Here is a 23,670-nt window from a genome sequence, read left to right on the forward strand (position 1 = left end):
CTCAGCCCTCACCACGCAGCATGCGGACGATGCCGGAGAAGTCCAGATCGCCGTGCCCGCTGCCGCAGAACAGCGCGTACAGCGCCGCCGCCTGGGCGCCGAGCGGCGTGGCGGCGCCGGTCGCCGCGGCGGCCTGCTGCGCCAGCTTGAGGTCCTTCCACATCAGCGCGGCGGCGAAGCCCGGTTTGTGGTCGCGGTTGGCCGGCGAGGTCGGCACCGGGCCGGGCACCGGGCAGTAGGTGGTCAGCGACCAGCACTGGCCGGAGGACTTGGACGCGATGTCGAACAACTTCTGCGCGTCGAGGCCGAGGCGCTCGGCCAGGACGAACGCCTCGGCGACCGCGATCATGGTGGTGCCGGCGATCATGTTGTTGCAGATCTTCGCCGCCTGCCCGCTGCCCGACGGGCCGGCGTGCACGATGGTGCGGCCCATCGGCTGGAGCAGCGGCTCGGCGCGGCGGAACGCCTCCTCCGGCCCGCCGACCATGAAGGTCAGCGTTGCCGCCTCGGCCCCCACCGTGCCGCCGGACACCGGTGCGTCGACCATCGGGAAGCCCGCCGCCTCGGCTTGCGCCGCGACGGCGCGAGCCGTCTCCACGTCGATGGTCGAGCTGTCGATGAGCAGTGTGCCCGGGGCGGCGGAGGCGAGCACCCCGCCCTCCCCCAGCACCACCTCGCGCACGTGGCGGCCGACCGGCAGCATGGTGACGACGGCGTCGACGGCGCGCACCGCCTCCGCCGCGCTGGCGGCGACGGTGCCGCCGGCCGCGGCGTGCGCCGCGCAGGCGGCGTGCGCGAGGTCGACGCCGACGACGGTGTGCCCGGCCTTCAGCAGGTTGCGGGCCATCGGCCCGCCCATGTTGCCGAGGCCGATGAAGGCGATGCGTGCCATGCGGTTTCCCTCCCCTGCTTTTCCGTCATCCTGACACAGGGACGGGGGGACCGTCAGCCTTGGAGCGACGCCCACATCTGGCGGTCGCGCTCGGCGGTCCAGATCTGCGGATCGCGCAGGCCGCCGGCCTCGTCGTAGGCGCGCGACACATCGAAGGGCAGACAGTGCTCGAAGATCACCCAGCCGCCGAAGCGCGGCTCCAGCGCCTTGCGGGTCTCGGCGAACGCCTCCTTCAGCGAGGCGCCGCGGGCGCGGGCCTGCTTCACGTTCTGGAACAGCGCGGTGACGAAGTCGCGGGTCTCCTGCAGTGCCTTGCCGCACAGCTCCGGCGTCATCAGCGCCTCGCCGCGGCCGGGCACCAGCCGGTGCGGCCCCAGCGCCGCCAGCCGGTACAGCGTCTGCGGCCAGTCCTCCAGGTACGCGTCGCCGGTGTAGGGGGTGGCGCCGAACTCCACGAGGTCGCCGGCGTAGAGCACCTTCTGCTCCGGCAGCCAGACCACCGTGTCGCCCTTGGTGTGGCCGCGGCCGAGCTGCATGATGTCGACGCGCGTCTTGCCCATGAACAGCGTCATCGAGCCCTCGAACACCAGCGTCGGCCAGGTCAGGCCGGGAATGCTGGCGGCGCCGCGGAACAGGCGCGGGAAGCGGCCGAGTTCGGATTCGTAGTCCTGCTGGCCGCGCTCGACGATGGTGTCGTAAGTGTCGCGGCTGGCGATGATCTGCTCGGCGCCGTAGGCCGAGGCGCCCAGCACGCGCACCGCGTGGTAGTGGGTGAGGACGACGTACTTGATCGGCTTGTCGGTGACGGTGCGCACCTTGGCGATCACGTCCTCGGCCATGGCGGGCGTGGCCTGGGCGTCGATGACCATGACGCCGTCGTCGCCGACGATGATGCCGGTGTTGGGGTCACCCTCCGCCGTGTAGGCGTAGGCGCCGGGGGCGAGCTGCGAGAAGGTGACCTTCTTTTCCTCGAGGTCACCGGTGGAGGCGAAGGCAACGGACATGCGATTCTCCCAGGGATTGGCTCAGAGGCCGAGATAGGCCTGCTTGACGCGGTCGCTGGCCAGCAGCGCCTCGCCGGTGTCGTGCAGTGTGACCTCGCCGGTTTCCAGCACATAGCCGCGGTCGGCAATGGCCAGCGCCGCGTAGGCGTTCTGCTCGACCAGGAATATGGTGGTCCCCTGCTGCTTCAGACCCTGCACGGCGTTGAAGATCTCGCCGACCAGCAGCGGGGCAAGGCCCATGCTGGGCTCGTCGAGCAGCAGCAGGCGCGGGTGCGCCATCAGCGCGCGGGCGATGGCGACCATCTGCTGCTGGCCGCCGGACAGGGTGCCGGCCGGCTGGTGGCGCTTCTGCTTGAGGATGGGGAAGCTGGCGTACATTCGCTCGATGTCGTCGTTCGGCTTGCCGCCGCGCCGGTAGGCGCCGAGGCGGAGGTTGTCCTCCACCGACAGCGGGCCGAACAGCTGCCGTCCCTCCGGCACCTGCAGGATGCCCTCGGCGACGCGCTGGTGCGGCGTCATGCGGGTGATGTCGACGCCTTCGAACTTGATGGTGCCGCTGGTGGCGTTCTGCACGCCGGACAGGGTGCGCAGCAGCGTCGTCTTGCCGGCGCCGTTGGCGCCGACCAGCGCCACCAGTTCGCCCTCGTTGACCACGAGGTCGACGGATTTGAGCGCGTGGATGCGGCCGTAATGCGTGTTGATGCCGCTGATCTCGAGAAGCACGGCGGGATCTCCTTATGCCATCGAGCCGAGGTAGGCGGCGATCACGTCGGGGTTCGCGCTCACCTCCGCGGGTGTGCCCTCGGCCAGCTTGCGGCCGTAGTTCAGCGCCAGGATGTGGTCGGAGATGCCCATGACCATCTTCATGTCGTGCTCGACCAGCACCACGGTGATGCCGCGCGCGGCGATCCGCTTGATCAGCTCGTCGATCTCGCGGCTCTCGGTGCCGTTGAGGCCGGCGGCTGGCTCGTCGAGCAGCAGCATCTTCGGCTCCGCCGCCAGGGCGCGGGCGATCTCCAGCCGTTTCAGGGCGCCGTAGGGCATGGCCGAGGCCTGGGCGTCGATGTACTTGGACAGGCCCACCTCGCGCATCAGTTCGGCGGCCAGCTCGCGCGCCTCTTTGTCCTTGCGCACCAGGCGCGGCAGGCGGAACAGCGCCGCCAGCACGCCGCGGTCGAGGTGGAGATGCCGTCCCACCATCACGTTCTCCAGCGCCGACATGTTGAAGAAGATCTGCAGGTTCTGGAACGTGCGCGACATGCCGCGCGCCGCCAGCTTGAATGGCGGCAGGCCGGAAATGTCGCGGCCGTCGAACAGGATGCGCCCGTAGGTCGGCGTGTAGACGCCGGTGATCAGGTTGAACAACGTGGTCTTGCCGGCGCCGTTCGGGCCGATGATCGAGACGATCCTGCCCTTCGGCAGCGTGAAGCTGAGGTCCTGGATCGCCAGCACGCCGCCGAACTCGCGGCTCAGGTTCTCGACGCGCAGCAGGGGGGAGGTCCGTTCGGCGACGGCGGGGGCCGCTTGGGCGACGGTGTCCATCATGGCGGGGGACGCGGCGTTGATCATACCCGCCTCCGCGGCGCGATCAGGGCGGAGAGCGTGGGCACCAGCCCCTTGGGCATGAACACCATGGTCAGCATCAGGATGGCGCCGAGCACCATCGCCTCGTAGTCCTGGAAGGCGGTGAGCAGTTGCGGCAGCACGGTCAGCACAACGGCGCCGACCACGGCGCCGAAGGTGGAGGCCATGCCGCCGAACACCACCATGGTGACCAGCTCGATGGAGCGGAAGAAGTCGCTGGCCGACGGCGTGATGAAGCCGAGGTAGTGCGCCGACAGGCTGCCGGTGATGCTCGCCATCACGGCGGACAGCACGAACACCATCACCTTGTAGCCGGCGGTGTCGACGCCCAGCGTCTCGGCCGCCACCTCGGCGCCGTGCACGGCGCGCAACGCCCGGCCGGCCGGGCTGTCGATCAGGTTCAGCGCCGCCCACACCGCGACCAGCAGCAACCCGGCGACGATCCAGTACCAGACCTTCTCGCCGTACGCCTGGAAGCCGAGGACGGCGAAGCTGTCCACCGGCATGCCGTCCGGGCCGCCGGTGATCTTCGTCTCGGTCTTCAGCACGATGGAGATGATGATGCCGATGCCCAGCGTCGCCATGGCGAGGTAATGGCCCTTCAGACGCAGGATCGGCTTCGCCACCGCGAAGGCCAGCAGGCCGACCGCCACCGCGCCGGCCAGCAGCGCCGCCAGCGGCGGCCAGCCGTAGGTGGAGACCAGCACCGCCGAAGCGTACGCCCCCAGTCCGAAGAAGCCGGCGTGCCCCAGGCTGATCTGCCCGGCGAAGCCGATCAGCAGGTTCAGCCCGACGCAGACGATGGCGTTGAAGCCGGCGACGATGGCGATGTTCAGCAGGAAGTTGTTGGTGAGCGCCAGCGGCAGCAGCGCGGCGACGACGGCCAAGACGGCCAATGGGGCAAGTCGATGCGACGACATCCCGGCTTTCCCCTTACACGCGCTCGGTGCCGCGCTTGCCGAACAGGCCGTTCGGCATGAACACCAGCACCAGCAGGATGATGACGAAGGCCACCGCGTCCTTGTAGGCGGAGGACAGGTAGCCGGCGGACAGCGCCTCGGCGATGCCGACGATCAGGCCGCCGACCACGGCGCCCAGCCCGTTGCCCAGGCCGCCCAGCACGGCGGCGGTGAAGCCCTTGAGGCCCAGCATGATGCCCATCTCGCTGGACGAGAAGGTGATCGGCGTCACCACGGCGCCGCCGACGGCGCCCAAGGCGGCCGACAGCGCGAAGGCGGCCAGCACGACCTTGCGCACGTTGACGCCCACCAGCTGGGCGGCCAGCCGGTTGTACGAGGTCGCCAGCATGGCCTTGCCGGCCAGGGTGCGGGTGAAGAAGAAGCCGATGACCAGGATCAGCACCAGCGCCACGCCGACCACCCACAGCGATTGCGGCAGGATGGCGGCGCCCAGCAACAGGATGGGCGTGTCGCCGGAGAACGAGGCGAGCTGGTGGAACTCCTTGCCCCACACCACCTCGGCCAGCCCGCGCAGGAAGATGGAGGCGCCGATGGTGATGATGATGAGCGTGACGACGGAGGCGTTGCGCGCCTTCTCGATGGCGAACTTGGCCAGCAGCACGCCGCCCAGCATGGCGACGGCGCAGCCGGCGAGGATGGCCAGCGGCAGCGGCACTCCGGCGGCGGTCAGCGTTGACGCGCTCATGCCGCCGATCATGATGAACTCGCCCTGGGCGAAGTTGATGACCGTGCTGGCGTTGTAGATGATCGCGAAGCCCAGGCCGGCCAGCGCGTAGATCGCGCCGACGGTGATCCCGGACACCAGGAATTGCAGGAAATCGGCGCCCATGGTGATGGCGTCTCCAGAGAGAGCCCCTCTCCCCTCGCGGGAGAGGGGTTGGGGAGAGGGGGCAAGGAACTTGGCCGGTTTCATCGGCGCCACCCTCTCCCCGACCCCTCTCCCGTCGAGGGAGAGGGGCTAGGAGTGGCGTCGTGGACAAGCCTCAGTCGGCCAGCTGCCAGTTGCCCTGCTTGATCTCCACCATGTGGAAGGCGTCGAGGCCGAGGCCCATGTGGTCGGTCGCCGACATGGTCACGGTGCCGCCGGTACCGACGTAGCCCTTGGTCTTCTCGATCTCGTCGCGGACCTTGGCCTTGTCGGTCGTGCCGGCGCGCTTGATCGCCTCGACCGCCAGCATCAGCCCGTCGTAGGCGTGGCCCGCGAAGGTCGAGGGCTCGGCCTGGAACTGCTTTTGGTAGGTCTCGGTGAAGGCCATGACGACCTTCTTCTGCGGGTCGGCGTTGGACAGCTGCTCGGCCACCACGAGGCCGGCCGCCGGCAGGCGCACGCCCTCGGCAGCACCACCGGCCAGCTTGATGAAGTCCTTCGAGGCCACGCCGTGGCCGTGATAGAGCGGCAGCGACATGCCGAGCTGGCGGTAGTTGCGCGTCACCACCACCGGCCCCTGCCCCAGGCCGAACACCAGCACGGCCTGCGCCTGACCGTTGTTGCGGATCTTGGTCAGCTGGGCGGTGACGTCGTTGTCCTTGGCGCCGTAGATCTCGTCGGCGACGATCTCGATGCCGCGCTCCTTGGCGACCTTCAGCGTCTCCTCGCGGCCGGACTTGCCGAAGCCGGAATCCTCCGACAGCAGGGCGAGCTTGCTTAAGCCCCGCTTCTTCAGGTCGAGCATGACCTTCTCGGCGGCCATGCGGTCGGTGTGCGGGGTCTTGAACACCCACTTCTTCACCGGCTCGACGATGACGACGGCGCCGGCCAGGGAGATGAAGGGAATCTCGGCGCGCTCGGCCAGCGGCACCGCGGCCATGGTGGCGGCGGTGGTGGTGCCGCCGACGATGACGTCGACCTTGTCGCTCTCGATCAGGCGCTTGGCGAAGCTGCCGGCCTTGGCGGCGTCGGCGCCGTCGTCATAGACGATCAGTTCGATCTTGCGGCCGTTGATGCCGCCGTCCCTGTTGATCTTGTCGACGTACAGCTCCAGCACCTTCTTCTCCGGATCGCCGAGGAAGGAGGCCGGGCCGGTGGCCGACAGGAAGGAGCCGATGCGGATGAGATCCGCGGCCGATGCGGTGCCGGCCAGCAGGCCGACGGCGGCGGTGGCCGTCGCGAGGACGCCCACGATGCGCTTGAGCATGATTCACTCCCATAGGTCGTTCTTGTTATCGTTTCAAACGAAACTTTTTTGAGACGCGCAGGCCGGTGAGGGGTTGGCTCCTCCCGGTTGTCAGTGGCTGAACAGAAGGCGGGTCAGCCGCGCCCCGGCGGCGCCGAACGCCTCGACGGCGTCCTCGTAGGCGTCGCGGGCGACGGCATAGTTCTCGACCAGATCGGTGGCGATGCCCTCGCCGAACAGGCGGACGTGCAGCGCCTCGCATCGGTCGAGCTTCAGATCGGCGTCGAGCCCGCACACCATGTAGGCGCGGGCGGCGGCGGCAGCCTCGCCGGACAGGGCGCCCAGCAGCGGCACGGTGGGATGGTCGTGCGTGGCGAAGTCACCGCGCAGCTGGTCCCACAGCGCCGCCCAGTCGACCGCGCCGGCGTCCGGCATCGCCTCCATATGGCGGTAGCCGTAGCGGGCCAGCACGGCCCGACCGTCGATCAGCAGGCGGTTCGGAAGCTCCTGGACCGGGACCATGGCGCCCTCCCCTCTATCCGACGAGCATGGTCAGCTGCGCCTCGCCGGCGTCGTAACTCATGCGCATGTCGTAGTCGGGCTCGACGCCGGCCGGCAGTTCCAGCCCGATCTCCTTCAGCCGCGCCTCCAGCAGCTCCAGGTACTCGGCCTGAAGTTCCTCGGGGCGTTTCGTCTTCAGCCCGACGTCGTAGTACTGGTCGAAGGTGGCCGAGCGGTCCGGCCCGGTGGACGGCCGGCCGTAGAAGCCCAGGCCCATGCGCAGGAACTTCGGCACGCGGGCCTGCAGGTCCTCGCGCGCGGCCTCGCCGCCGAACTCGATCACCCGCTTCGCCGCCCAGACGCCGAAGGCGAGATGGCCGTATTCCTCCTTGTGGATGCGGCTGTTGACGCGCGCCCAGGGCAGATAGGAGCAGTCGCGGTACTGGCCCAGGAAGGCGACCGCCGCCGGCGTCACCACCCCCGAGAACAGCGCCACGTCCGACCAGCTGTCGAACCAGCGCGACCAGTTCTCCTTGCGGAAGCCGTTGATGACGCAGACCTTGCGTGCATCGGGCTCCTCTGGGTTGCGCACCAGCTCGGCCAGCCGCGCGTCCACGTCCACGCCCAGGTCCTGCATCAGGTTCCAGACGTAGTAGGCGTGGCCCATCTCCTCCATGACCTTCTTGGAGAGGCGGTAGGCCTCTTCCGGCCGCGGCGCGAAGCGCATGTTCTCCGCCACGCGCTGGGCGCCCGCGTACTCCGAATCCCCCTGGAAGGACATCAGGTGGATGAGCATCGCACGGTACGCCTCGGGCAGCGGATCGCCCTTGTCGTAGGTCTTCCATGTCCTGGACATGGCGTTCCCCCTCTTGTCGTTTCCTCCGGCGTGTCAAGCCGCGACCTTGGGGCGCGACATTATGTGACACACAAATTCCGTTTTCACGAACCGTAATGTATCATATTTTGACGTGTCAAACGGTTTTTCGGAGAGTCGCGGCGCCTCGCCTATGGTCACGAGGGTGCCGCATGCGTTACATGCTTGTGTCGAAACGCTGAAGCGGCTGTTTTCCCAGTCCATGCCCGAACCGCCGCAACGCCCAAACCGGTAGACCACCATGGCCCGTCCCCGCCGCACCGAGGATCTTGTCGCCAACCTGTTGCAGGCCATCGCGCCGCGCGCCAAGTCGCTGATCATCACGGTGTATGGCGACGCCATCCTGCCGCACGGCGGCTCGGCCTGGCTGGGCAGCCTGATCGACCTGATGGCCCACTTCGACATGAGCGAGCGCATCGTGCGCACCTCGGTGTTCCGCCTGGGCAAGGACGACTGGCTGACCAACACGCAGATCGGCCGGCGCAGCTTCTACCGGGTGACCGAGAGCGGGCGCGAGCGATTCGCGGCGGCCGAGCGGCGGATCTACGCGCCACTGGTGCGCTATTGGGACCGCGGCTGGCACATGGTGCTGATCGGCCAGCCCTCCATCGGTCCGGACCTGCGCGAAAAGCTGCGCAGCGAGTTGGCGTGGCTGGGCTTCGGCGCGGTGGCGCCCAACGTGCTGACCCACCCCGCCTACGACGAGGCCGCCCTGCACCGCCTGCTGCGTGAGCTGGGCGTCGCCGACAAGGTGGTGGTGATGCGCGCCGAGCACGATCGCTCCGGCGGATTCGGCGCCATGCGCGAATTGGTGCGCGACTGCTGGGACATCGAGCGGCTGGAGGCGGATTACGCCGGATTCCTGACGCGCTTCCGCCCGGTGTGGCAGGCGCTGGAGGGGGCGGACGGACTGGACCCGCGCCAGTGCTTCCTGCTGCGCACGCTGATGATCCACGACTTCCGGCGAATCCTGCTGCGCGACCCGCTGCTGCCGCCGGACCTGCTGCCGCACGACTGGCCGGGGCAGGCATCGCGTATGCTGACGCGCAACATCTACCGGCTCATCCTCGGGGCGTCCGAATCGTTCGTCATGAACAGCCTGACGACGGCTGACGGGCCGCTGCCGGAGGCCGCGCCGGCGTTCCTCGACCGATTCGGCGGGCTGGCGGACGAGCCGGGACGGATGGTGGGCTGAGGCGCACTCCCCTTCCCTGCCTGGAGGTGGGGGCGCGGCGAGAGACATTCGTATCCGCCCGGAACGAATCACCACGATACAACAATGCCTATGAAGCGCCATTCCGCGCATCGTGTCGATGCGTGCCAACGCGGCTGAAACTCCGATTATCGCATTGTTTTTAAATGGTATAATTCCAACGCTCGTGGTCTTGTCGTCGAAAGCGATACATTTTCATGTTGCTTCTCCGAAAATAATGCGTCACGTTGTGAGGGTGCAAGGCGGCCGGGCGCTCCCAGAGGGGACGCCACCTGCGGCGCCTTCCAGAAAAAAACCGAAGAAACAGGCCGGGCGCGCAGCGCCGCGGCCACCGCATCCCCAAGGAGGAAACCGCCCCATGGCCAAGGACTTCGTGCGTCTCGCCAACACCATGGACATGCCGCCGCCGACGCCGCAGCCGAACGTCTATCCGCTGTCCTGGCACTCGCACACCAAGAAGCTGGAAGAGATCTACGCCGCGGCGCAGCGCGAGAACTGGGATCCGGCCAAGTTGCCGTGGGACAGCTTCGATCCCTCGAAGTACACGTGGGAAGAGCGCGAGTGCATCGCCTATTGGTGGACGCTGCTGTCGGTGTTCGACGCCTCCGCTCCGCCGGTGTTCGCCGAGGCGCTGATCAAGACCTACGAGGTGCACGAGGAAGACCCGGTCCGCCGCTGTTTCTTCTCGGTCACCCGCGACGAGCAGAACCACGAGCAGCTCTGCGGCCTGTCCATCACCAAGCTGCTGGAGCATCCGGACCCGCTGACCTACGAGCCGAAGACCGAGCTGGGCAAGAAGCTGCGCCGCAACGCGCACTGGCTCTACTACAACGGCGGCCGCTACTGGAACGGCTACAAGACCGCGGTGCCGAAGTACCCGCTGGCCGTGCTGTTCAGCTCGTTCCTGATGGGCGAGATCGCCGCCGCGACGATCTTCCACCAGATGGCCGCGCAGTCGCGCGAGCCGGTGTTCCAGGCCGCCTTCAAGAACGTCGGCCGCGACGAGGGCCGCCACATGGCGATCTGCATGTCGGTGATGGAGCGCGACTATCCGAAGCTGCCGCCCGAGGAGAAGTCGATCATCACCAAGCAGATCCGCGCCGGCTACCTGTTCCTGTCGGCCGTGCTGTTCGAGCCGCCGGCGGACTTCTGGGACCTGCCGGAGGACTTCATCCCGGTGCAGCGCGAGGCCGAGGAGGTCGCCCGCAAGGCCGGCTTCGGCATCCCGACCTACGAGATGAAGAAGGAGAACTGGCGCAACGCCATGCTGAACCTGAAGGGCGTGCTGGACAAGTACGCGATCCCCTTCCCGGCCATCCCCGAGGTCGGCATCACCGGCGAGGAGATCCGGGACATCGACATGGACGAGATCATCCCCGTGTTCTGAGGATGATGCTGCGAGCCCCGACGTCCGCCCGCGGCGGGCGTCGGGGGCGCGTCCCGCTGAACTGGGGCGGCGGGGATGACCCGCCGCCCATCTTTGTCTGCACGTCTTGATTGGGGGAGTTCGTCCCGTGAGCCGCATCCGCATGCATCCCTCGGGCCGCGAGGTCGAGTGCCAGGAAGGCGATACCGTGCTGTCGGCCCTGGAGAAGGCCGGCTACGCGCTTCCCAACAACTGCCGCGCCGGTGCCTGCGGCGAATGCAAGGTGAAGGTCCTCTCCGGCCAGTTCGACCAGGGCATGGTGCTCGACATGGCGCTGTCCCAGGCCGAGCGGAAGGACGGCTACGGCCTGATGTGCATGGCCAAGCCGATCAGCGAGGAACTGGTCATCGAGTGGGGCACCGCCGACGCCCGCCCGAAGCTGTTTCCACCGCGCGAGAACGTGCTGTACGTCGTCACCGACCGCATCCCGCGCACGCCGCGCATCGTCGAGCTGCTGCTGCGCCCGCTCGGCACGCCGCTGCGTTACTGGCCGGGGCAGTACGTCCAGCTCGGCGACGAGCGCGCCGGCGCCTCGCCGCGCTGCTATTCCATTGCCAACGCCCCGCGCCCGGACGGCGAGATCGCGCTGCACGTCACCCGCGTCGACGGCGGTTCCACCAGCACCTGGGTGCACGACACGCTGAAGGTCGGCGACGTGGTGTCGCTGAACGGGCCGTACGGCACCTTCATCGGCGACCCCTCGGTGGAGACGCCGGTGCTGTGCATGGCCGCCGGCTCCGGCCTGGCCCCGATCCTGGCGCTGGCCGAGGCGGCGCTGCGCCGCGGCTACCGCCTGCCGGTCACCCTGCTGTTCTCGGCGCGCGAGAAGGCCGACCTGTACGAGCAGGGCATGATGGCCTACTGGCGGCAGAAGCACCGCAACTTCGAATACAAGGCCACCCTGACCCGCGAGGTGCATGAGGGCCTGTGCGGGCGGATCCCGGCAGTGCTGCCGTCGCTGTTCACCGACCTGTCGCAGCACAGCGTCTTCATCGCCGGCAGCCCGGAGTTCGTCGAGGACTGCGTCAAGGCCGCCAAGGCGCTGGGCGCGCGTGACGAGCTGATCCACACCGAAGGCTACTTCGCCCAGCAGCAGCCCGAGTATCCCTCGGCCGACCGCCTGACCGCTGTCGCATAGCTCTCTCCCGTTCCGCTGACCTCGGCGCCGTGGGCTTTCGCTTGCGGCGCCATTTCTTTTGGTGGGGAGCTGAAGAGTCGCGGGCAACCGTTCACACGGATTGCACGGATTGAGGCACGGATTACACGGATTGTCTTTGATCGTGCAGAGCGTCCTGTTTCCGGACGACGGCCGCGCAGCACGAAGAAAAGAAAAATCCGTGTAATCCGTGTTCAAATCCCCAAAATCCGTGTGAATGTTGCCCGCGTCGCCACGACCTTCGGGACTACGCGTCCGCCAATCCCCACGGCGCCGGCGCCAGGTTCACGATGCGCGAGTAGAGCGAGCGCGCGTCCTCCTGCGCTTCCGGACTGAACAGAGGGTCCTTGTTGTCGGCGAAGGCGGCGTTGATGCGTTCCCAGTCCTCGACCGTCAGCGCCTCGCGGGCCATCGGGATGACGACGCCCTCTTCCTTCTGCAAGTGCCGCAGCTGCAGGTGCCGGTACGCCTTGGCCGCCTCGGCGAAGCCCTCCCGTCCTCCCGGGGCGCCGGCCTTGTAGGCGTCCAGCGCCGTCGCCAGCCCGGCGGTGGCGGCGTAGCACTGGTCGTGCTCGGCCTCCAACTCGTCGAGGATGGCGTGCGCGTCGGCGCTGTGCTCGCGCAGGGACGCGAACAGGAAGCGATCCTCCTTCGGGTGGTGGTGCTGATCGGTGAAGGTCCGCAGATAGTCGACGATGGCGTCCAGCAGCGCGAAGTCCGGCGCGCGGCCGGACTCCACGCCACGGAGCACGGCGTCGAAGGTGTTGACGACCCGCATCAGGTTGCGGTGCTCGGTCTTGATGACGGCGACGGCGTCGGTCATGCCTGACTCTCCCCGCGGTGCGGCACCACCTCCTGCTCGATGGCGCCGAAGATGCTGTTGCCGTCGGCGTCCGGCATCTCGATGCGGACGCGGTCGCCGAAGCGCAGGAAGGGGGTGGCGGGCCGGCCCGCCTGGATGGTCTCGATCATGCGGATCTCGGCGATGCAGGAGTAGCCGGCCCCGCCCTGCCCGATCGGCTTGCCCGGCCCGCCGTCCAGCTTGTTCGACACGGTGCCGGAGCCGACGATGCTGCCCGCCGCCAGAGGCCGCGTCTTCGCCGCGTGCGCGATCAGCTGCGGAAAGCCGAAGGTCATGTCGACGCCGGCGTCCGGCGTGCCGAAGAGATCCCCGTTCAACGTGCTGCGCAACGGCCGGTGCACCCGCGCACCGTCCCAGGCGTCGCCCAGTTCGTCCGGCGTCACCGCCACCGGCGAGAAGGCCGAGGACGGCTTGGACTGGAAGAAGCCGAAGCCCTTCGCCAGTTCCGCCGGAATCAGGTTGCGCAGGCTGACGTCGTTGACCAGCATCACCAGCCGGACGTACTGGCCGGCGCGCTCCGCCGGCACGCCCATCGGCACGTCGCCGGTGACCACCGCCACCTCCGCCTCGAAGTCGATGCCCCAGTCCTCGCTGCCCGCCGGGATCGGGTCGCGGGGGCCGAGGAAGCTGTCGGAACCGCCCTGGTACATCAGCGGGTCGGTCCAGAAGCTCTCGGGCATCTCGGCGCCGCGGGCCTTGCGCACCAGTTCCACATGGTTGACGTAGGCCGAACCGTCGCACCACTGGTAGGCGCGCGGCAGTGGCGAGGCGCAGGCGCCCTGATCGAACGGTTGGCCGTACGCCTCGCTGGCGTTCAGCGCGCGGTAGACCGCCTCCAGCCGCGGGGCGGCCTCGGTCCAGTCGTCCAGGGCCTGCTGCAGGGTGCCGGAAATCTCCGGCACCGCGCGGCAGCGGGCGAGGTCGCGGGACACGACGGCGAGGATGCCGTCGCGCCCGCCCTGCTTCAGCGTCGCCAGCTTCACGGCTTCGCCTTCCAGGAATCGACGTAGCCCGCCCACTCGACCTTCTCCAGGTCCCCCAGGACCGTCAGCGGGTCGCGGGTGTCGAGCATCACCGCCACCTCGTCGGTCTCCTTGCGCTCGTACTTCTGGGCGACCTCGAAGGCCTTGGGGTGCGGGCCGTGCGGGAAGCCGGCGGGGTGATAGGTGATCATGCCGGGGTGGATGTTGTCGCGCGAGAAGAACTGGCCGCGGTGGTAGAACAACACCTCGTCATAGTCGTCGTTCGAGTGGTAGTAGGGCAGCTTCAGCGCCTCTGGATCGGACTCGATGGGCCGCGGCACGAAGGTGCAGATGATGAAGCGGCTGGACACCCAGGTGCAGTGCGCGCTGGGCGGCAGGTGGTAGCGGTGGCTCATCAGCGGGCGGATGTCGCGCCAGTTCAGCCGCACCGGGGCGAGGTTGCCGTGCCAGCCCACCGCGTCCAGCGGGTTGAACGGGAAGGTGACGGCCGACAGGCGGTTGTTGCGCTTGATGCGGATGGTGGTGCGCTGCTCGCTCTTCTGAGCGTTGAAGGCGTCGTCGATGCGCGGCGCCTCAAGCATCGCCTCGTCGAAGATGGCGTGGTTGCCGACCAGGCCCTTGTAGGGCAGCTGATACGCGTCGTTCGTCGCCTCGATCATCAGGACGCCGACCGGCGTATCGCTTTCCAGGCGCCACGCGGTGGAGCGCGGCAGGATCACGTAGTCGCCCTCGAACACCTCCATGTGGCCGTAGTCGCAGTAGAGGTGGCCGCCGCCCTGGTGGAAGAACAGCAGCTCGTCGCCGTCGGCGTTGCGGACCAGATGGTCCATCTTGCCCTTGAAGCGCCAGAACCGCACCTGCGTGGCGCCATTGCCCATAAGGCGGTAGGCGTCGAACGGGCTGGCCTGCATCTCGGCGGCCTTCACCGTATCGAAGGCGCGCGGGCGCAGGTCGCCCTCCCAGCTCTCCCACGCGGTCGGCGGGTGGGCGTGGTGGATCTGCGTCGCCGGGCCGAAGAAGCCCTCGCGCCCCACCTCGCGCTCGAAGGTGCCGGGCGGCAGCGCGACGTGCGCTTGACGCGTCGCAACACCCTCCACCCGCGGAAACCCGATCCAATTCTTCATGGCATTTCTCCCATTTTGTATCGTTATGGCCTGGGCCTGCGGGCAGGATAGTTTCATCTGAAACAATTGCAAACGGAAAAATCCCGGGCACCATGGCCGGCATGACGACTCCCGACCTCAACCTCGCGCGCTTTCTGCCCTACCGGCTGTCGGTGCTGTCCAACACGATCAGCCACACGGTGGCGCGGCTGTACGAGACGCGGTTCGGCATCACCATCCCGGAATGGCGGGTGATCGCCGTGCTGGGTTCCGGCCGCACCATGAGCGCCGGCGAGGTGGCCGCCGCCACGGCGATGGAGCGCGTGCAGGTCAGCCGCGCCATCAGCCGCATGCTGGAGTCCGGCCTGATCCTGCGCGAGACCGGCGACCGTGACCGCCGCCGCGCCGACCTGACGCTGACGGCGAAGGGGCGTGCCATCTACACCGAGATCGCGCCGCTGGCGCTGGCCTACGAGACGCGCATCACCAGCGTGCTGGACCCGGCCGAGGTGGAGATGCTCGACCGGCTGCTGGCGAAGCTGCAACTCCAGGCCGACGCGCTGGCCACGTCGCCTTAGGGAATTACTTCCCCTTCACCTTGTGCAGCGGTTCCACCGTGCCGGCGTCCACCCGGCCGCGGTTCGGTTCCGGCGCCTCCAGCGGGTCGCACTCCACCATGGTGGTCAGCGAGCGCACCGTCAGGCGCTGGTACTCGCGGGTGCCCTCCATCTTCCAGGCGACCTCGTCGTCGGACAGGGCGCGCACCACCTTCGCCGGGGTGCCGGCCGCGAGTGTGCGCGGCGGCACCTGGAAGCCGGCCTTGACGAAGGCGCAGGCGGCGACGATGGCCGACTCGCCGATCACCGCGCCGTCCATCACCACGGCGTTCATGCCGACCAGCGCACCGCGCTCCACCACGCAACCGTGCAGCACCGCGCCGTGCCCGACGTGGCCGTCCGCCCGGACGATCACGTCGAGCCGCGGGAAGGCGTGCGCGGTGCAGTTGTCCTGCACGTTGGCGCCCTCCTCCAGCACGATGCGGCCGAAGTCGCCGCGCAGGCTGGCGCAAGGCCCGACGTAGCAGCGCGGCCCCACCACCACGTCGCCGATCAGCACGGCCGAGGGGTGGACGAAGGCGGTGGGGTCGATGACCGGCGTCACGCCGTCGATGGCGTAGACACGCGGCCGCAGGCCGTTCGGCATGGCGCTTCCCTTACGCGGCGGCCACCGGAACCGGGACCGGAACGCGACTCTGCACGACGCGGAAGCGGTTGGCAACGAAGGCCAGATCGCACAGCGCGGCGTTGCAGGCCGGGTTGGCGCCGGTGCCGTGGAAGTCGCTGAACGCCGCCGACTGGTTGACGAACACGCCGCCCGTCAGGTTCACCGACAGCGCCACGCCGGCGTCGACGAAGGCGTCCTCGGCCGCCGCGATCACCGCCGGGTCGCTGGAGTACAGCGCCGCCGTCAACGCCCCCTTGCCCTTCACCAGCGCGGCGGCGCGGGCGAGCGCGTCGGCGGTGCTCTCCACCTTGACCACCATGGCGATCGGGCCGAACATCTCGCGCCCGTACACCGCCTCGTCCTTGGCGTCCAGCACCAGCAGCAGCGGCGTGCGCACGCGGGCCTCGGGATAGGCCGGGTGGGTGATCGCCTTCGACGCCAGTGCCACCGGGCCGAGCGAGGCCGCGTCCTCCAGCCGCTTCAGCGTGGCGTCGGACTGGATGGCGCCCAGCACCTCGACCGCGCGCTCGGGGTCGGAGAGGAACTTGTCCACCCCGCCGGCCAGCGCCTGCACCACCTCGTCGAACGACATCCGGGCGCCGGCGGCCTGGATGCCGTCCTTCGGCACGAAGATCACCTGCGGCGTCGTGCACATCTGGCCGGAATAGAGGCTGAGCGAGAAGGACAGGTTGCGCACCATGCCCTTCGGGTCGTCGGCGGAATCGATGATCACCGTGTTGACGCCGGCCTTCTCGGTGAAGACCTGGGCCTGCCGCGCGTTCTCCTCCAGCCAGTCGCCGAACTCCGACGAGCCGGTGAAGTCGATCAGCGCGATCTCCGGGCGCAGCGCCAGTTCCTTGGTGACCGGCGCCTCGACGCGGTCGGCCACGAGGGTGACGAGATTCGGATCGAAGCCGGCCTCGCGCAGCACGTCGCGGGCGATCTCCACGGTGATGGCTAGCGGCAGGATGGCCGCCGGGTGCGGCTTCACCACCACGGCGTTGCCGGTGACGAGGCTGGCGAACAGCCCGGGGTAACCGTTCCAGGTCGGGAACGTCGCGCAGCCGATCATCAGGGCGACGCCGCGGCCGGCAACCTCGAAGCGCTTGTCCATGATCAGCGGCGGGTTCTTGCCCTGCGGCTTTTCCCAGCGGGCGGCGGGCACCTGGTCGGTCATCGCCTTCCAGCCGTAGGCGACGGCCTCCAGCCCGCGGTCCTGGGCGTGCGGGCCGCCGGCCTGGAAGGCCATCATGAAGGCCTGCCCGGTGGTGTGCATCACCGCGTGCGCGATCTCGAAGGTGCGGCGGTTGAGGCGGGTGAGGATCTCCAGGCAGACGCCAGCCCGGCCATCCGGCCCGGCCTTGCGCCACGCTGGCATGGCGGCCTTGGCCGAGGCCAGCACCGCGTCGATGGCGGCCTCTGGATAGGTGACGCCGAGCACCGGGCCGAAGGGCGAGCGCTCGCCGCCCACCGCGCTGGTGCCGGCCGGCTGGCCGGGCAGCGCGAACGGCTTGTCGAGGCGGGCCTTGTAGGCGGCCTCGCCGTCAGCCGCAGCGGTCTCGCCGTAGGCGCGCGGGCTCGGCATCTCCGAGAACGGCGACCAGTAGCCGCGCGAGCGGGCGGTGGCGACCGCCTGCTCCAGCGTTGCGCGGTGCCGCTCAAAAAGCTCTTGGGGCGTCATCTTTTCCTCCACACAGGTGCATTCGTTGTTGTTCGGCGTCCAGCAGCGACGCCCAGTTTTCGGCCCACGCCTGCGCCGCCGTGTCGGGCAGCGGGTCGGCGCAGGTGTCGATCTCCAGCCGGGGGCCGAGCCGCCGGCCGCCCAGTTCGGCCAGCAGCGCGTCGACGCGCCGCCCGGCCATGCAGAAGGTCTCCGTGTAGGTGCGGTCGCCGAGCGCGATCACCCCGTAGGGCAGCCCGCGCAGATCCGGCCGCAGCACGCCCAGCCGTCGCACGAAGGGCGCCAGATTCTCCGGCAGGTCGCCGTAGCCGTAGGTGGACGTGCAGACCAGCAGCGGCCGGGACCGGTCGAGCGCGTTCGCGATACTATCGTTCCCGAAAGTTAGCTCTATAGTGTGTCCTTTGGACGAGAGCGCTTCGCCCGCCGCTTCCGCCGCGAAGCGGGCGTTTCCGCCTTCCGTTCCAACGATGATCAGGATGTCCGCCATGGCGCCGCAGCTGGTGGTCCGTACCGGTCGCGCCACCCTATACGAAAATCCGCTTTTTGCGATACGGAATTTTATGATACAAGCTGCAAACTGTATCTCATTGAAAGGCGGCTGAACCGCCTTCCGGACCAAGAATGCTGCGCAAAAGCGGCGCCTATGGGGAATGGAAACGCTATGACCTACGCCACGATCCGGCTGGAGGTGGGCGACGGTGTCGCCACGCTGACGCTGAACCGGCCCGACAAGCTGAACAGCTTCACCAGCGAGATGCACGCCGAGCTGCGCGACGCGCTGGCGGTGATCCGCGCCGATCCCTCGCTGCGTTGCCTGCTGGTGACCGGTTTGGGCCGCGGCTTCTGCGCCGGGCAGGATCTGTCCGACCGCGCGGTGGCACCCGGATCGGAGACGCCGGACCTCGGCCAATCGCTCGAGTCCAACTACAACCCGCTGGTCCGCGCGCTGCGCGATCTGCCGATGCCGGTGGTCTGCGCGGTGAACGGCGTTGCGGCCGGGGCGGGCGCCAACCTCGCCTTCGCCTGCGACATCGTGCTGGCGGCGCGCTCGGCCAGCTTCATCCAGGCGTTCTGCAAGATCGGGCTGGTGCCGGATTCGGGCGGCACCTGGATTCTGCCACGCCTCGTCGGCACCGCACGCGCTATGGCGCTCGCCATGCTGGGCGACAAGATGAGTGCCGAACAGGCGGAAGCCTGGGGGATGATCTGGAAGGCGGTGGACGATGCCGCGCTGATGGATGAGGCGACCAAGCTCGCCCGACATCTGGCGACGCAACCGACGAAGGGCCTCGCCCTCATCAAGAAGGCAATCCGGGACTCGGCGACCAACACGCTGGACCAGCAACTCGACCTCGAGCGCGATCTGCAGCGCGAGGCCGGGCGCACCTACGATTATCAAGAGGGCGTCGCCGCCTTCGTCGCCAAGCGCGCGCCGGCGTTCGAGGGCCGCTGATGGCCGCGCTCGACCGTTCGGCGCCGGTGGCCGTGATCGGCTGCGGCGCCATGGGCCAGGGAATCGCCCAGGTCGCGGCGCAGGCCGGGCATCCGGTGCTGCTGCTCGACAGCCGGCCGGGGGCCGCCGCGGGGGCCGTGCAGGGCATCGCCCGCGCACTGGGCAAGCTGGTGGAGAAGGGCAAGCTCGCGGCCGGCGAGCGCGATGCCGTCGCGGCGCGCCTGACGCCGGCCTCCGGCACGGCGGACCTCGGCGACGCCGCGCTGGTGGTCGAGGCCATCGTCGAGGACCTCGCCGTCAAGCAGGCGGTGTTCCGTGAGGTGGAGGCGGTCGTCCGCCCCGATGCGATCCTCGTCAGCAACACCTCGTCGCTGCCGATCACCGCCATCGCCTCCGCCCTGCAGCGGCCGGAGCGCTTTGCGGGGATGCACTTCTTCAACCCGGCGCCGCTGATGGCGCTGGTCGAGGTGATCCGCGGCATCGCCACCGATTCAACCGTGGCCGAGACGCTGTTCGACACCGCCCGGGCCTGGGGCAAGGCGCCGGTGCACGCGCGCTCGACGCCGGGCTTCATCGTCAACCGCGTCGCCCGCCCCTTCTACGCCGAGGCGCTGCGCCTGCTCCAGGAAGGGGCCGGCAGCCCGGCGACGCTCGACGCGGTGATGCGCGACTCCGGCGGTTTCCGCATGGGGCCGTTCGAACTGATGGACCTGATCGGCCACGATGTGAACTTCGCGGTGACCGGCTCGGTGCACCGCGCCTATTTCGGCGACCCGCGCTTCCAGCCCTCGCTGGTCCAGCAGGAGCTGGTGGAGGCCGGGCGCCTCGGCCGCAAGACCGGGCAGGGCTTCTACCGCTACGCCCCCGATCCCGAGATTCCCCTGCCGCACACCGCCGAGCCCTGCCCTGCCCCACGCGGGGTCGAGGGCGATCTGGCGTCCAGCCGGCTGGTGGTGGACGGCGTCACGCTGGCGCTCACCGACGGCCGCAGCGCCACCCGCCGGGCCGCCGAGGAGGGAATCGCCGACCTCGTGTTGTTCGATCTGGCGCTCGATTACACCACGACGCCGCGCGTCGCCATCGCCGCGGCCGACCAAGCCTCGCCGGACGCGTTGCGGACGGCCGTCGGCTACTTCCAGGCACAGGGGAAAAAGGTGTCGGTGCTGGACGACGCGCCGGGCCTCGTGGTCATGCGCACCGTCGCCATGCTCGCCAACGAGGCGGCGGACGCCGTGCTGCACGGCGTCGCCAGCGCCGCCGACGTCGATACCGCCATGACCAAAGGCGTCAACTATCCGCTGGGTCCGCTCGCCTGGGCCGGGCGCATCGGGCTCGGCCGCGTCGCCGGGGTGCTCGACGCGCTGGCCTCCACCTACGGCGAGGACCGCTACCGCACATCGGCGCTGATCCGCCGCAGAGTCTCGGGAGGAACGACATTCCATGGCTGACCACGGCCGCCACTCGCCGCAGGAGGTCGCCGCCGCCGTCGGCCGCGGCATGTACGAGCGTGACTACTGCGCCCACGCGCACGGCATCGAATTGCTGGAGATCGCGCCGGGCTATGCCCGCATGAGCATGACCGTGCGCAAGGACATGGTGAACGGTCACCACACCTGCCACGGCGGCATGACCTTCACGTTGGCCGACACCGCCTTCGCTTACGCCTGCAACGCCAACAACGAGGCGACCGTCGCCGCGTCCTGCCACATCAGCTACCCGGCGCCCGGCCGGCTCGGCGACACGTTGACGGCCGAGTGCCGCGAGGTGCACCGCAAGGGTCGCAACGGCGTCTACGACTGCATCGTCACCAACCAGGACGGCGCGACCGTGGGGATCTTCCGCGGCATGTCGGCCACCGTGAAGGGCGCGGTCGTCGCGCTGCCGGAGTGAGAGCCATGACCGAAGCCTATCTCTGCGACGCGATCCGCACCCCCATCGGCCGCTACGCCGGAGCCCTGTCGGCGGTGCGCGCCGACGAACTGGCCGCCGTGCCGATCAGGGCGCTGATGGAGCGCAACCCGGGGGTTGACTGGGCGGCGGTGGACGACGTGGTCTACGGCTGCGCCAACCAGGCCGGCGAGGACAACCGCAACGTCGCCCGCATGGCGGCGCTGCTGGCCGGACTGCCGGTGGACGTGCCGGGCACCACCGTGAACCGCCTGTGCGGATCGGGCATGGATGCCATCGGCATCGCCGCGCGCGCCGTCAAGGCCGGCGAAGCCGATCTGGTCATCGCCGGCGGCGTCGAGAGCATGACCCGCGCTCCCTTCGTCATGCCGAAGGCGGACAGCCCGTTCAGCCGCGACACCGCGGTGTACGACACCACCATCGGCTGGCGCTTCGTCAACAAGCGCATGAAGGAGCTGCACGGTATCGACTCCATGCCGGAGACGGCGGAGAACGTCGCGCAGGACTTCGGTGTTTCCCGCGCCGACCAGGACTCCTTCGCCCTGCGCAGCCAGCAGCGCGCAGGGCGTGCCCAGGAATCCGGCCGCTTCGCCAAGGAAATCGTGCCGGTCACCGTCAGGGGCCGCAAGGGCGACACGGTGGTCGACCGCGACGAGCACCCGCGCGCCGACACCACGCTGGAGATGCTGGCCAAGCTGAAACCCATCGTCCGGCCGGACGGTACCGTCACCGCCGGCAACGCGTCGGGCGTCAACGACGGTTCGGCGGCATTGCTGGTGGCGTCGGAGGCGGCGGTGCGGCGCTACGGCCTCACCCCGCGCGCCCGCGTGGTCGGCATGGCGGTGGCCGGCGTGCCGCCGCGCGTCATGGGCATCGGCCCGGCCCCGGCCACCAGGAAACTGCTGGAGCGCACCGGCATCGCGCTCTCCCGGATCGACGTGATCGAACTGAACGAGGCGTTCGCCGCCCAGGGCCTCGCGGTCCTGCGCGACCTCGGGCTGCCCGACGATGCCGAACACGTCAACCCGAACGGCGGCGCCATCGCGCTGGGCCACCCGCTGGGGGCCAGCGGTGCCCGGCTGGTCGGAACATCCATGCACGAATTGTGCGATAGACAAGCCAAGTTCGCCCTGTGCACCATGTGCATCGGCGTGGGCCAGGGCATCGCCATGCTGATCGAGCGCGTCTAAGCACCCGCAAAGGGGCGCGCGCTCGCAACGATAAAGAACGGCATTCTGTGGGAGGAACGCCATGTACATGCTCAACACGCCCTTGCGGCATGAGCTCGACCACTACGAGACCGCCAGCCGCGACGAGATCGCGGCGATGCAGCTCTCACGGCTGAAGTGGTCGATCCAGCACACCTACGCCAACGTCCCGCACTACCGCGCCAAGTGCCAGAAGGCCGGCGTCCATCCCGGCGACCTGAAGGAGATGAAGGACCTGGCACTGTTCCCCTTCACCGTGAAGGACGACCTGCGCCAGACCTACCCCTACGGCATGTTCGCGGTGCCGTTGACCGAGGTCGTGCGCATCCACGCCTCCTCCGGCACCACCGGGCGGCCGACGGTGGTCGGCTACACCCAGAACGACATCGACATGTGGGCCGGGCTGGTCGCCCGTTCGATCCGCGCGGCCGGCGGCCGGCGCGGTGACAAGGTGCACATCGCCTACGGCTACGGCCTGTTCACCGGCGGCCTGGGCGCGCACTACGGCGCCGAGCGGCTGGGCTGCACGGTCATCCCGATGTCCGGCGGACAGACGGAGAAGCAGGTCCAGCTGATCCGCGACTTCCAGCCGGACATCATCATGGTGACGCCGTCCTACATGCTGAACATCGCCGAGGAGATGGAGCGGCAGGGACTGCGCCCCTGGGAGACGGCGCTGCGCATCGGCATCTTCGGCGCCGAGCCGTGGACCAACGCCATGCGCGGCGAGATCGAGCGGCGCTTCGGCATCGACGCGGTGGACATCTATGGCCTGTCCGAGATCATGGGCCCCGGCGTCGCCAACGAGTGCGTCGAGACCAAGGACGGCCCGGTGATCTGGGAGGACCACTTCTACCCGGAGATCATCGACCCCGCCACCGGCGCGGTGCTGCCGGACGGCGAGTACGGCGAGCTGGTGTTCACCACGCTCACCAAGGAAGGGCTGCCGATGATCCGCTACCGCACGCGCGACCTGACGCGGCTGCTGCCGCCGACGGCGCGCAGCATGCGGCGCATGGACAAGATCACCGGCCGCTCCGACGACATGCTCATCATCCGCGGCGTCAACGTCTTCCCGACGCAGATCGAGGAGATCATCTGCAAGGACCCGACGCTGGCCCCGCACTACGAGCTGGTGGTGACCCGCGACGGCTACATGGACGAGCTGGCGGTGCGCGTCGAAACGGCGCCGGCCGGCCACGGCCGCACGCGCGCCGAGCAGGCCAAGGATCTCCGCCACCACATCAAGTCCTTCATCGGCATCTCGACCGCCGTCGAGGTGGTGGAACCCGGCACCATCGAGCGCTCGCAAGGCAAGGCCAAGCGCGTGCGCGACCTGCGGCCGAAGGCCTGAGATCCCGGCCCCGCCGTTCGCGCGGCGGGGCTTTCTTTGGCCCATATAGTTGCGAATGAAACTATCACAAACGAAAAGACAAGCCTGAACCTCTCCTTTCTGTCATCCCCGCGAAGGCGGGGATCCATACGTTCCGCAGCCGCTCCCTTT

General features: G+C 69.0%; 24 protein-coding genes. 9 read left to right on the forward strand and 15 right to left on the reverse strand.

What is annotated here, in order from left to right; all coding sequences use genetic code 11:
* Nucleotide 1 precedes the first annotated feature (1 nt).
* From mmsB to TSO221_RS15435, 9 genes are all read right to left on the reverse strand, one after another.
* Nucleotides 2-892 (reverse strand): 3-hydroxyisobutyrate dehydrogenase, encoded by an 891-nt coding sequence (gene mmsB, locus TSO221_RS15395; protein WP_109119391.1) that lies wholly within the window; start codon nt 890-892, stop codon nt 2-4.
* Nucleotides 893-945: 53 nt separating this feature from the next.
* Nucleotides 946-1,896 carry an MBL fold metallo-hydrolase gene (locus TSO221_RS15400; RefSeq protein WP_109119392.1) on the reverse strand — a complete coding sequence of 317 codons (951 nt, stop codon included), beginning with the start codon at nt 1,894-1,896 and terminating at the stop codon, nt 946-948.
* Between the two features lie 21 nt (nt 1,897-1,917).
* The gene (locus TSO221_RS15405; protein ID WP_109119393.1) at nt 1,918-2,619 is read right to left on the reverse strand and encodes an ABC transporter ATP-binding protein; all 702 of its coding nucleotides are present in this window, start codon (nt 2,617-2,619) and stop codon (nt 1,918-1,920) included.
* A gap of 12 nt (nt 2,620-2,631) precedes the next feature.
* On the reverse strand, nt 2,632-3,438 hold the full coding sequence (locus TSO221_RS15410) for an ABC transporter ATP-binding protein (protein ID WP_109119427.1): 807 nt from the start codon (nt 3,436-3,438) through the stop codon (nt 2,632-2,634).
* A 23-nt stretch (nt 3,439-3,461) separates the two neighbouring features.
* Nucleotides 3,462-4,400, reverse strand: a complete 939-nt coding sequence (locus tag TSO221_RS15415; RefSeq protein ID WP_109119394.1) for a branched-chain amino acid ABC transporter permease — start codon at nt 4,398-4,400, stop codon at nt 3,462-3,464.
* 13 nt (nt 4,401-4,413) lie between these two features.
* Nucleotides 4,414-5,289, reverse strand: coding sequence for a branched-chain amino acid ABC transporter permease (locus TSO221_RS15420; RefSeq protein WP_109119395.1), 876 nt, complete (start codon nt 5,287-5,289; stop codon nt 4,414-4,416).
* Nucleotides 5,290-5,443: 154 nt separating this feature from the next.
* Nucleotides 5,444-6,595 (reverse strand): ABC transporter substrate-binding protein, encoded by a 1,152-nt coding sequence (locus TSO221_RS15425; RefSeq protein WP_109119396.1) that lies wholly within the window; start codon nt 6,593-6,595, stop codon nt 5,444-5,446.
* Nucleotides 6,596-6,685: 90 nt separating this feature from the next.
* Complete coding sequence (locus tag TSO221_RS15430; protein ID WP_109119397.1) at nt 6,686-7,096, reverse strand: hypothetical protein; 411 nt, start codon at nt 7,094-7,096, stop codon at nt 6,686-6,688.
* A gap of 13 nt (nt 7,097-7,109) precedes the next feature.
* A complete protein-coding gene (locus TSO221_RS15435; RefSeq protein WP_109119398.1) occupies nt 7,110-7,931 on the reverse strand; it encodes a Phenylacetic acid catabolic protein in 822 nt (273 codons plus the stop codon).
* Nucleotides 7,932-8,190: 259 nt separating this feature from the next.
* On the opposite strand from TSO221_RS15435, the gene paaX reads away from it, so the two are divergent.
* The 3 genes from paaX (at nt 8,191) to TSO221_RS15450 (ending at nt 11,726) form a co-directional block, all read left to right on the forward strand.
* Complete coding sequence (paaX, locus tag TSO221_RS15440; RefSeq protein WP_109119399.1) at nt 8,191-9,144, forward strand: phenylacetic acid degradation operon negative regulatory protein PaaX; 954 nt, start codon at nt 8,191-8,193, stop codon at nt 9,142-9,144.
* A gap of 376 nt (nt 9,145-9,520) precedes the next feature.
* A complete protein-coding gene (locus tag TSO221_RS15445; protein ID WP_109119400.1) occupies nt 9,521-10,549 on the forward strand; it encodes a hypothetical protein in 1,029 nt (342 codons plus the stop codon).
* 127 nt (nt 10,550-10,676) lie between these two features.
* Nucleotides 10,677-11,726: a 2Fe-2S iron-sulfur cluster-binding protein gene (locus TSO221_RS15450; RefSeq protein ID WP_109119401.1), complete on the forward strand. Its 1,050-nt coding sequence runs from the start codon at nt 10,677-10,679 to the stop codon at nt 11,724-11,726.
* A 265-nt stretch (nt 11,727-11,991) separates the two neighbouring features.
* Here the strand turns inward: TSO221_RS15450 and TSO221_RS15455 are convergent, their stop codons facing one another.
* From TSO221_RS15455 to TSO221_RS15465, 3 genes are read right to left on the reverse strand one after another with little or no spacing between them, the layout of a single operon-like run.
* Nucleotides 11,992-12,567, reverse strand: a complete 576-nt coding sequence (locus TSO221_RS15455; RefSeq protein WP_109119402.1) for a hemerythrin domain-containing protein — start codon at nt 12,565-12,567, stop codon at nt 11,992-11,994.
* Nucleotides 12,564-13,589 carry a fumarylacetoacetate hydrolase family protein gene (locus tag TSO221_RS15460; protein ID WP_109119403.1) on the reverse strand — a complete coding sequence of 342 codons (1,026 nt, stop codon included), beginning with the start codon at nt 13,587-13,589 and terminating at the stop codon, nt 12,564-12,566. The genes TSO221_RS15455 and TSO221_RS15460 overlap by 4 nt, the downstream gene beginning before the upstream one ends.
* Nucleotides 13,586-14,713 carry a homogentisate 1,2-dioxygenase gene (locus TSO221_RS15465; protein WP_109119404.1) on the reverse strand — a complete coding sequence of 376 codons (1,128 nt, stop codon included), beginning with the start codon at nt 14,711-14,713 and terminating at the stop codon, nt 13,586-13,588. The genes TSO221_RS15460 and TSO221_RS15465 overlap by 4 nt, the downstream gene beginning before the upstream one ends.
* A 101-nt stretch (nt 14,714-14,814) precedes the next feature.
* Between TSO221_RS15465 and TSO221_RS15470 the strand changes: the two genes are divergently transcribed.
* Entirely contained in the window at nt 14,815-15,270 is a 456-nt protein-coding gene (locus TSO221_RS15470) for a MarR family winged helix-turn-helix transcriptional regulator (protein ID WP_247878067.1), read from the forward strand.
* 4 nt (nt 15,271-15,274) lie between these two features.
* Here TSO221_RS15470 and TSO221_RS15475 read toward each other — a convergent pair whose 3' ends face one another.
* The 3 genes from TSO221_RS15475 to TSO221_RS15485 are packed head-to-tail and all read right to left on the reverse strand — an operon-like array spanning nt 15,275 to nt 18,084.
* Nucleotides 15,275-15,895 (reverse strand): phenylacetic acid degradation protein PaaY, encoded by a 621-nt coding sequence (locus tag TSO221_RS15475; protein WP_109119406.1) that lies wholly within the window; start codon nt 15,893-15,895, stop codon nt 15,275-15,277.
* Nucleotides 15,896-15,905: 10 nt separating this feature from the next.
* Nucleotides 15,906-17,597 (reverse strand): phenylacetic acid degradation protein PaaN, encoded by a 1,692-nt coding sequence (gene paaN / locus TSO221_RS15480; RefSeq protein ID WP_109119407.1) that lies wholly within the window; start codon nt 17,595-17,597, stop codon nt 15,906-15,908.
* A complete protein-coding gene (locus tag TSO221_RS15485) occupies nt 17,575-18,084 on the reverse strand; it encodes a flavodoxin domain-containing protein (protein ID WP_109119408.1) in 510 nt (169 codons plus the stop codon). Before TSO221_RS15485 ends, paaN begins: the two co-directional genes overlap by 23 nt.
* 174 nt (nt 18,085-18,258) lie before the next feature.
* Here TSO221_RS15485 and paaG point away from each other — a divergent pair, with 174 nt between their 5' ends.
* From paaG to paaK, 5 genes are all read left to right on the forward strand, one after another.
* Complete coding sequence (gene paaG, locus TSO221_RS15490) at nt 18,259-19,050, forward strand: 2-(1,2-epoxy-1,2-dihydrophenyl)acetyl-CoA isomerase PaaG (RefSeq protein WP_109119409.1); 792 nt, start codon at nt 18,259-18,261, stop codon at nt 19,048-19,050.
* Nucleotides 19,050-20,498 carry a 3-hydroxyacyl-CoA dehydrogenase gene (locus tag TSO221_RS15495; RefSeq protein WP_109119410.1) on the forward strand — a complete coding sequence of 483 codons (1,449 nt, stop codon included), beginning with the start codon at nt 19,050-19,052 and terminating at the stop codon, nt 20,496-20,498. Before paaG ends, TSO221_RS15495 begins: the two co-directional genes overlap by 1 nt.
* Nucleotides 20,491-20,940, forward strand: coding sequence for a hydroxyphenylacetyl-CoA thioesterase PaaI (gene paaI / locus TSO221_RS15500; protein ID WP_109119411.1), 450 nt, complete (start codon nt 20,491-20,493; stop codon nt 20,938-20,940). Before TSO221_RS15495 ends, paaI begins: the two co-directional genes overlap by 8 nt.
* A 5-nt stretch (nt 20,941-20,945) precedes the next feature.
* The gene (pcaF, locus tag TSO221_RS15505; protein WP_109119412.1) at nt 20,946-22,148 is read left to right on the forward strand and encodes a 3-oxoadipyl-CoA thiolase; all 1,203 of its coding nucleotides are present in this window, start codon (nt 20,946-20,948) and stop codon (nt 22,146-22,148) included.
* 61 nt (nt 22,149-22,209) lie between these two features.
* Entirely contained in the window at nt 22,210-23,520 is a 1,311-nt protein-coding gene (paaK, locus tag TSO221_RS15510) for a phenylacetate--CoA ligase PaaK (protein WP_199229494.1), read from the forward strand.
* Nucleotides 23,521-23,670 lie beyond the last annotated feature (150 nt).

It is taken from the genome of Azospirillum sp. TSO22-1 (assembly GCF_003116015.1).
Classification (GTDB): domain Bacteria; phylum Pseudomonadota; class Alphaproteobacteria; order Azospirillales; family Azospirillaceae; genus Azospirillum.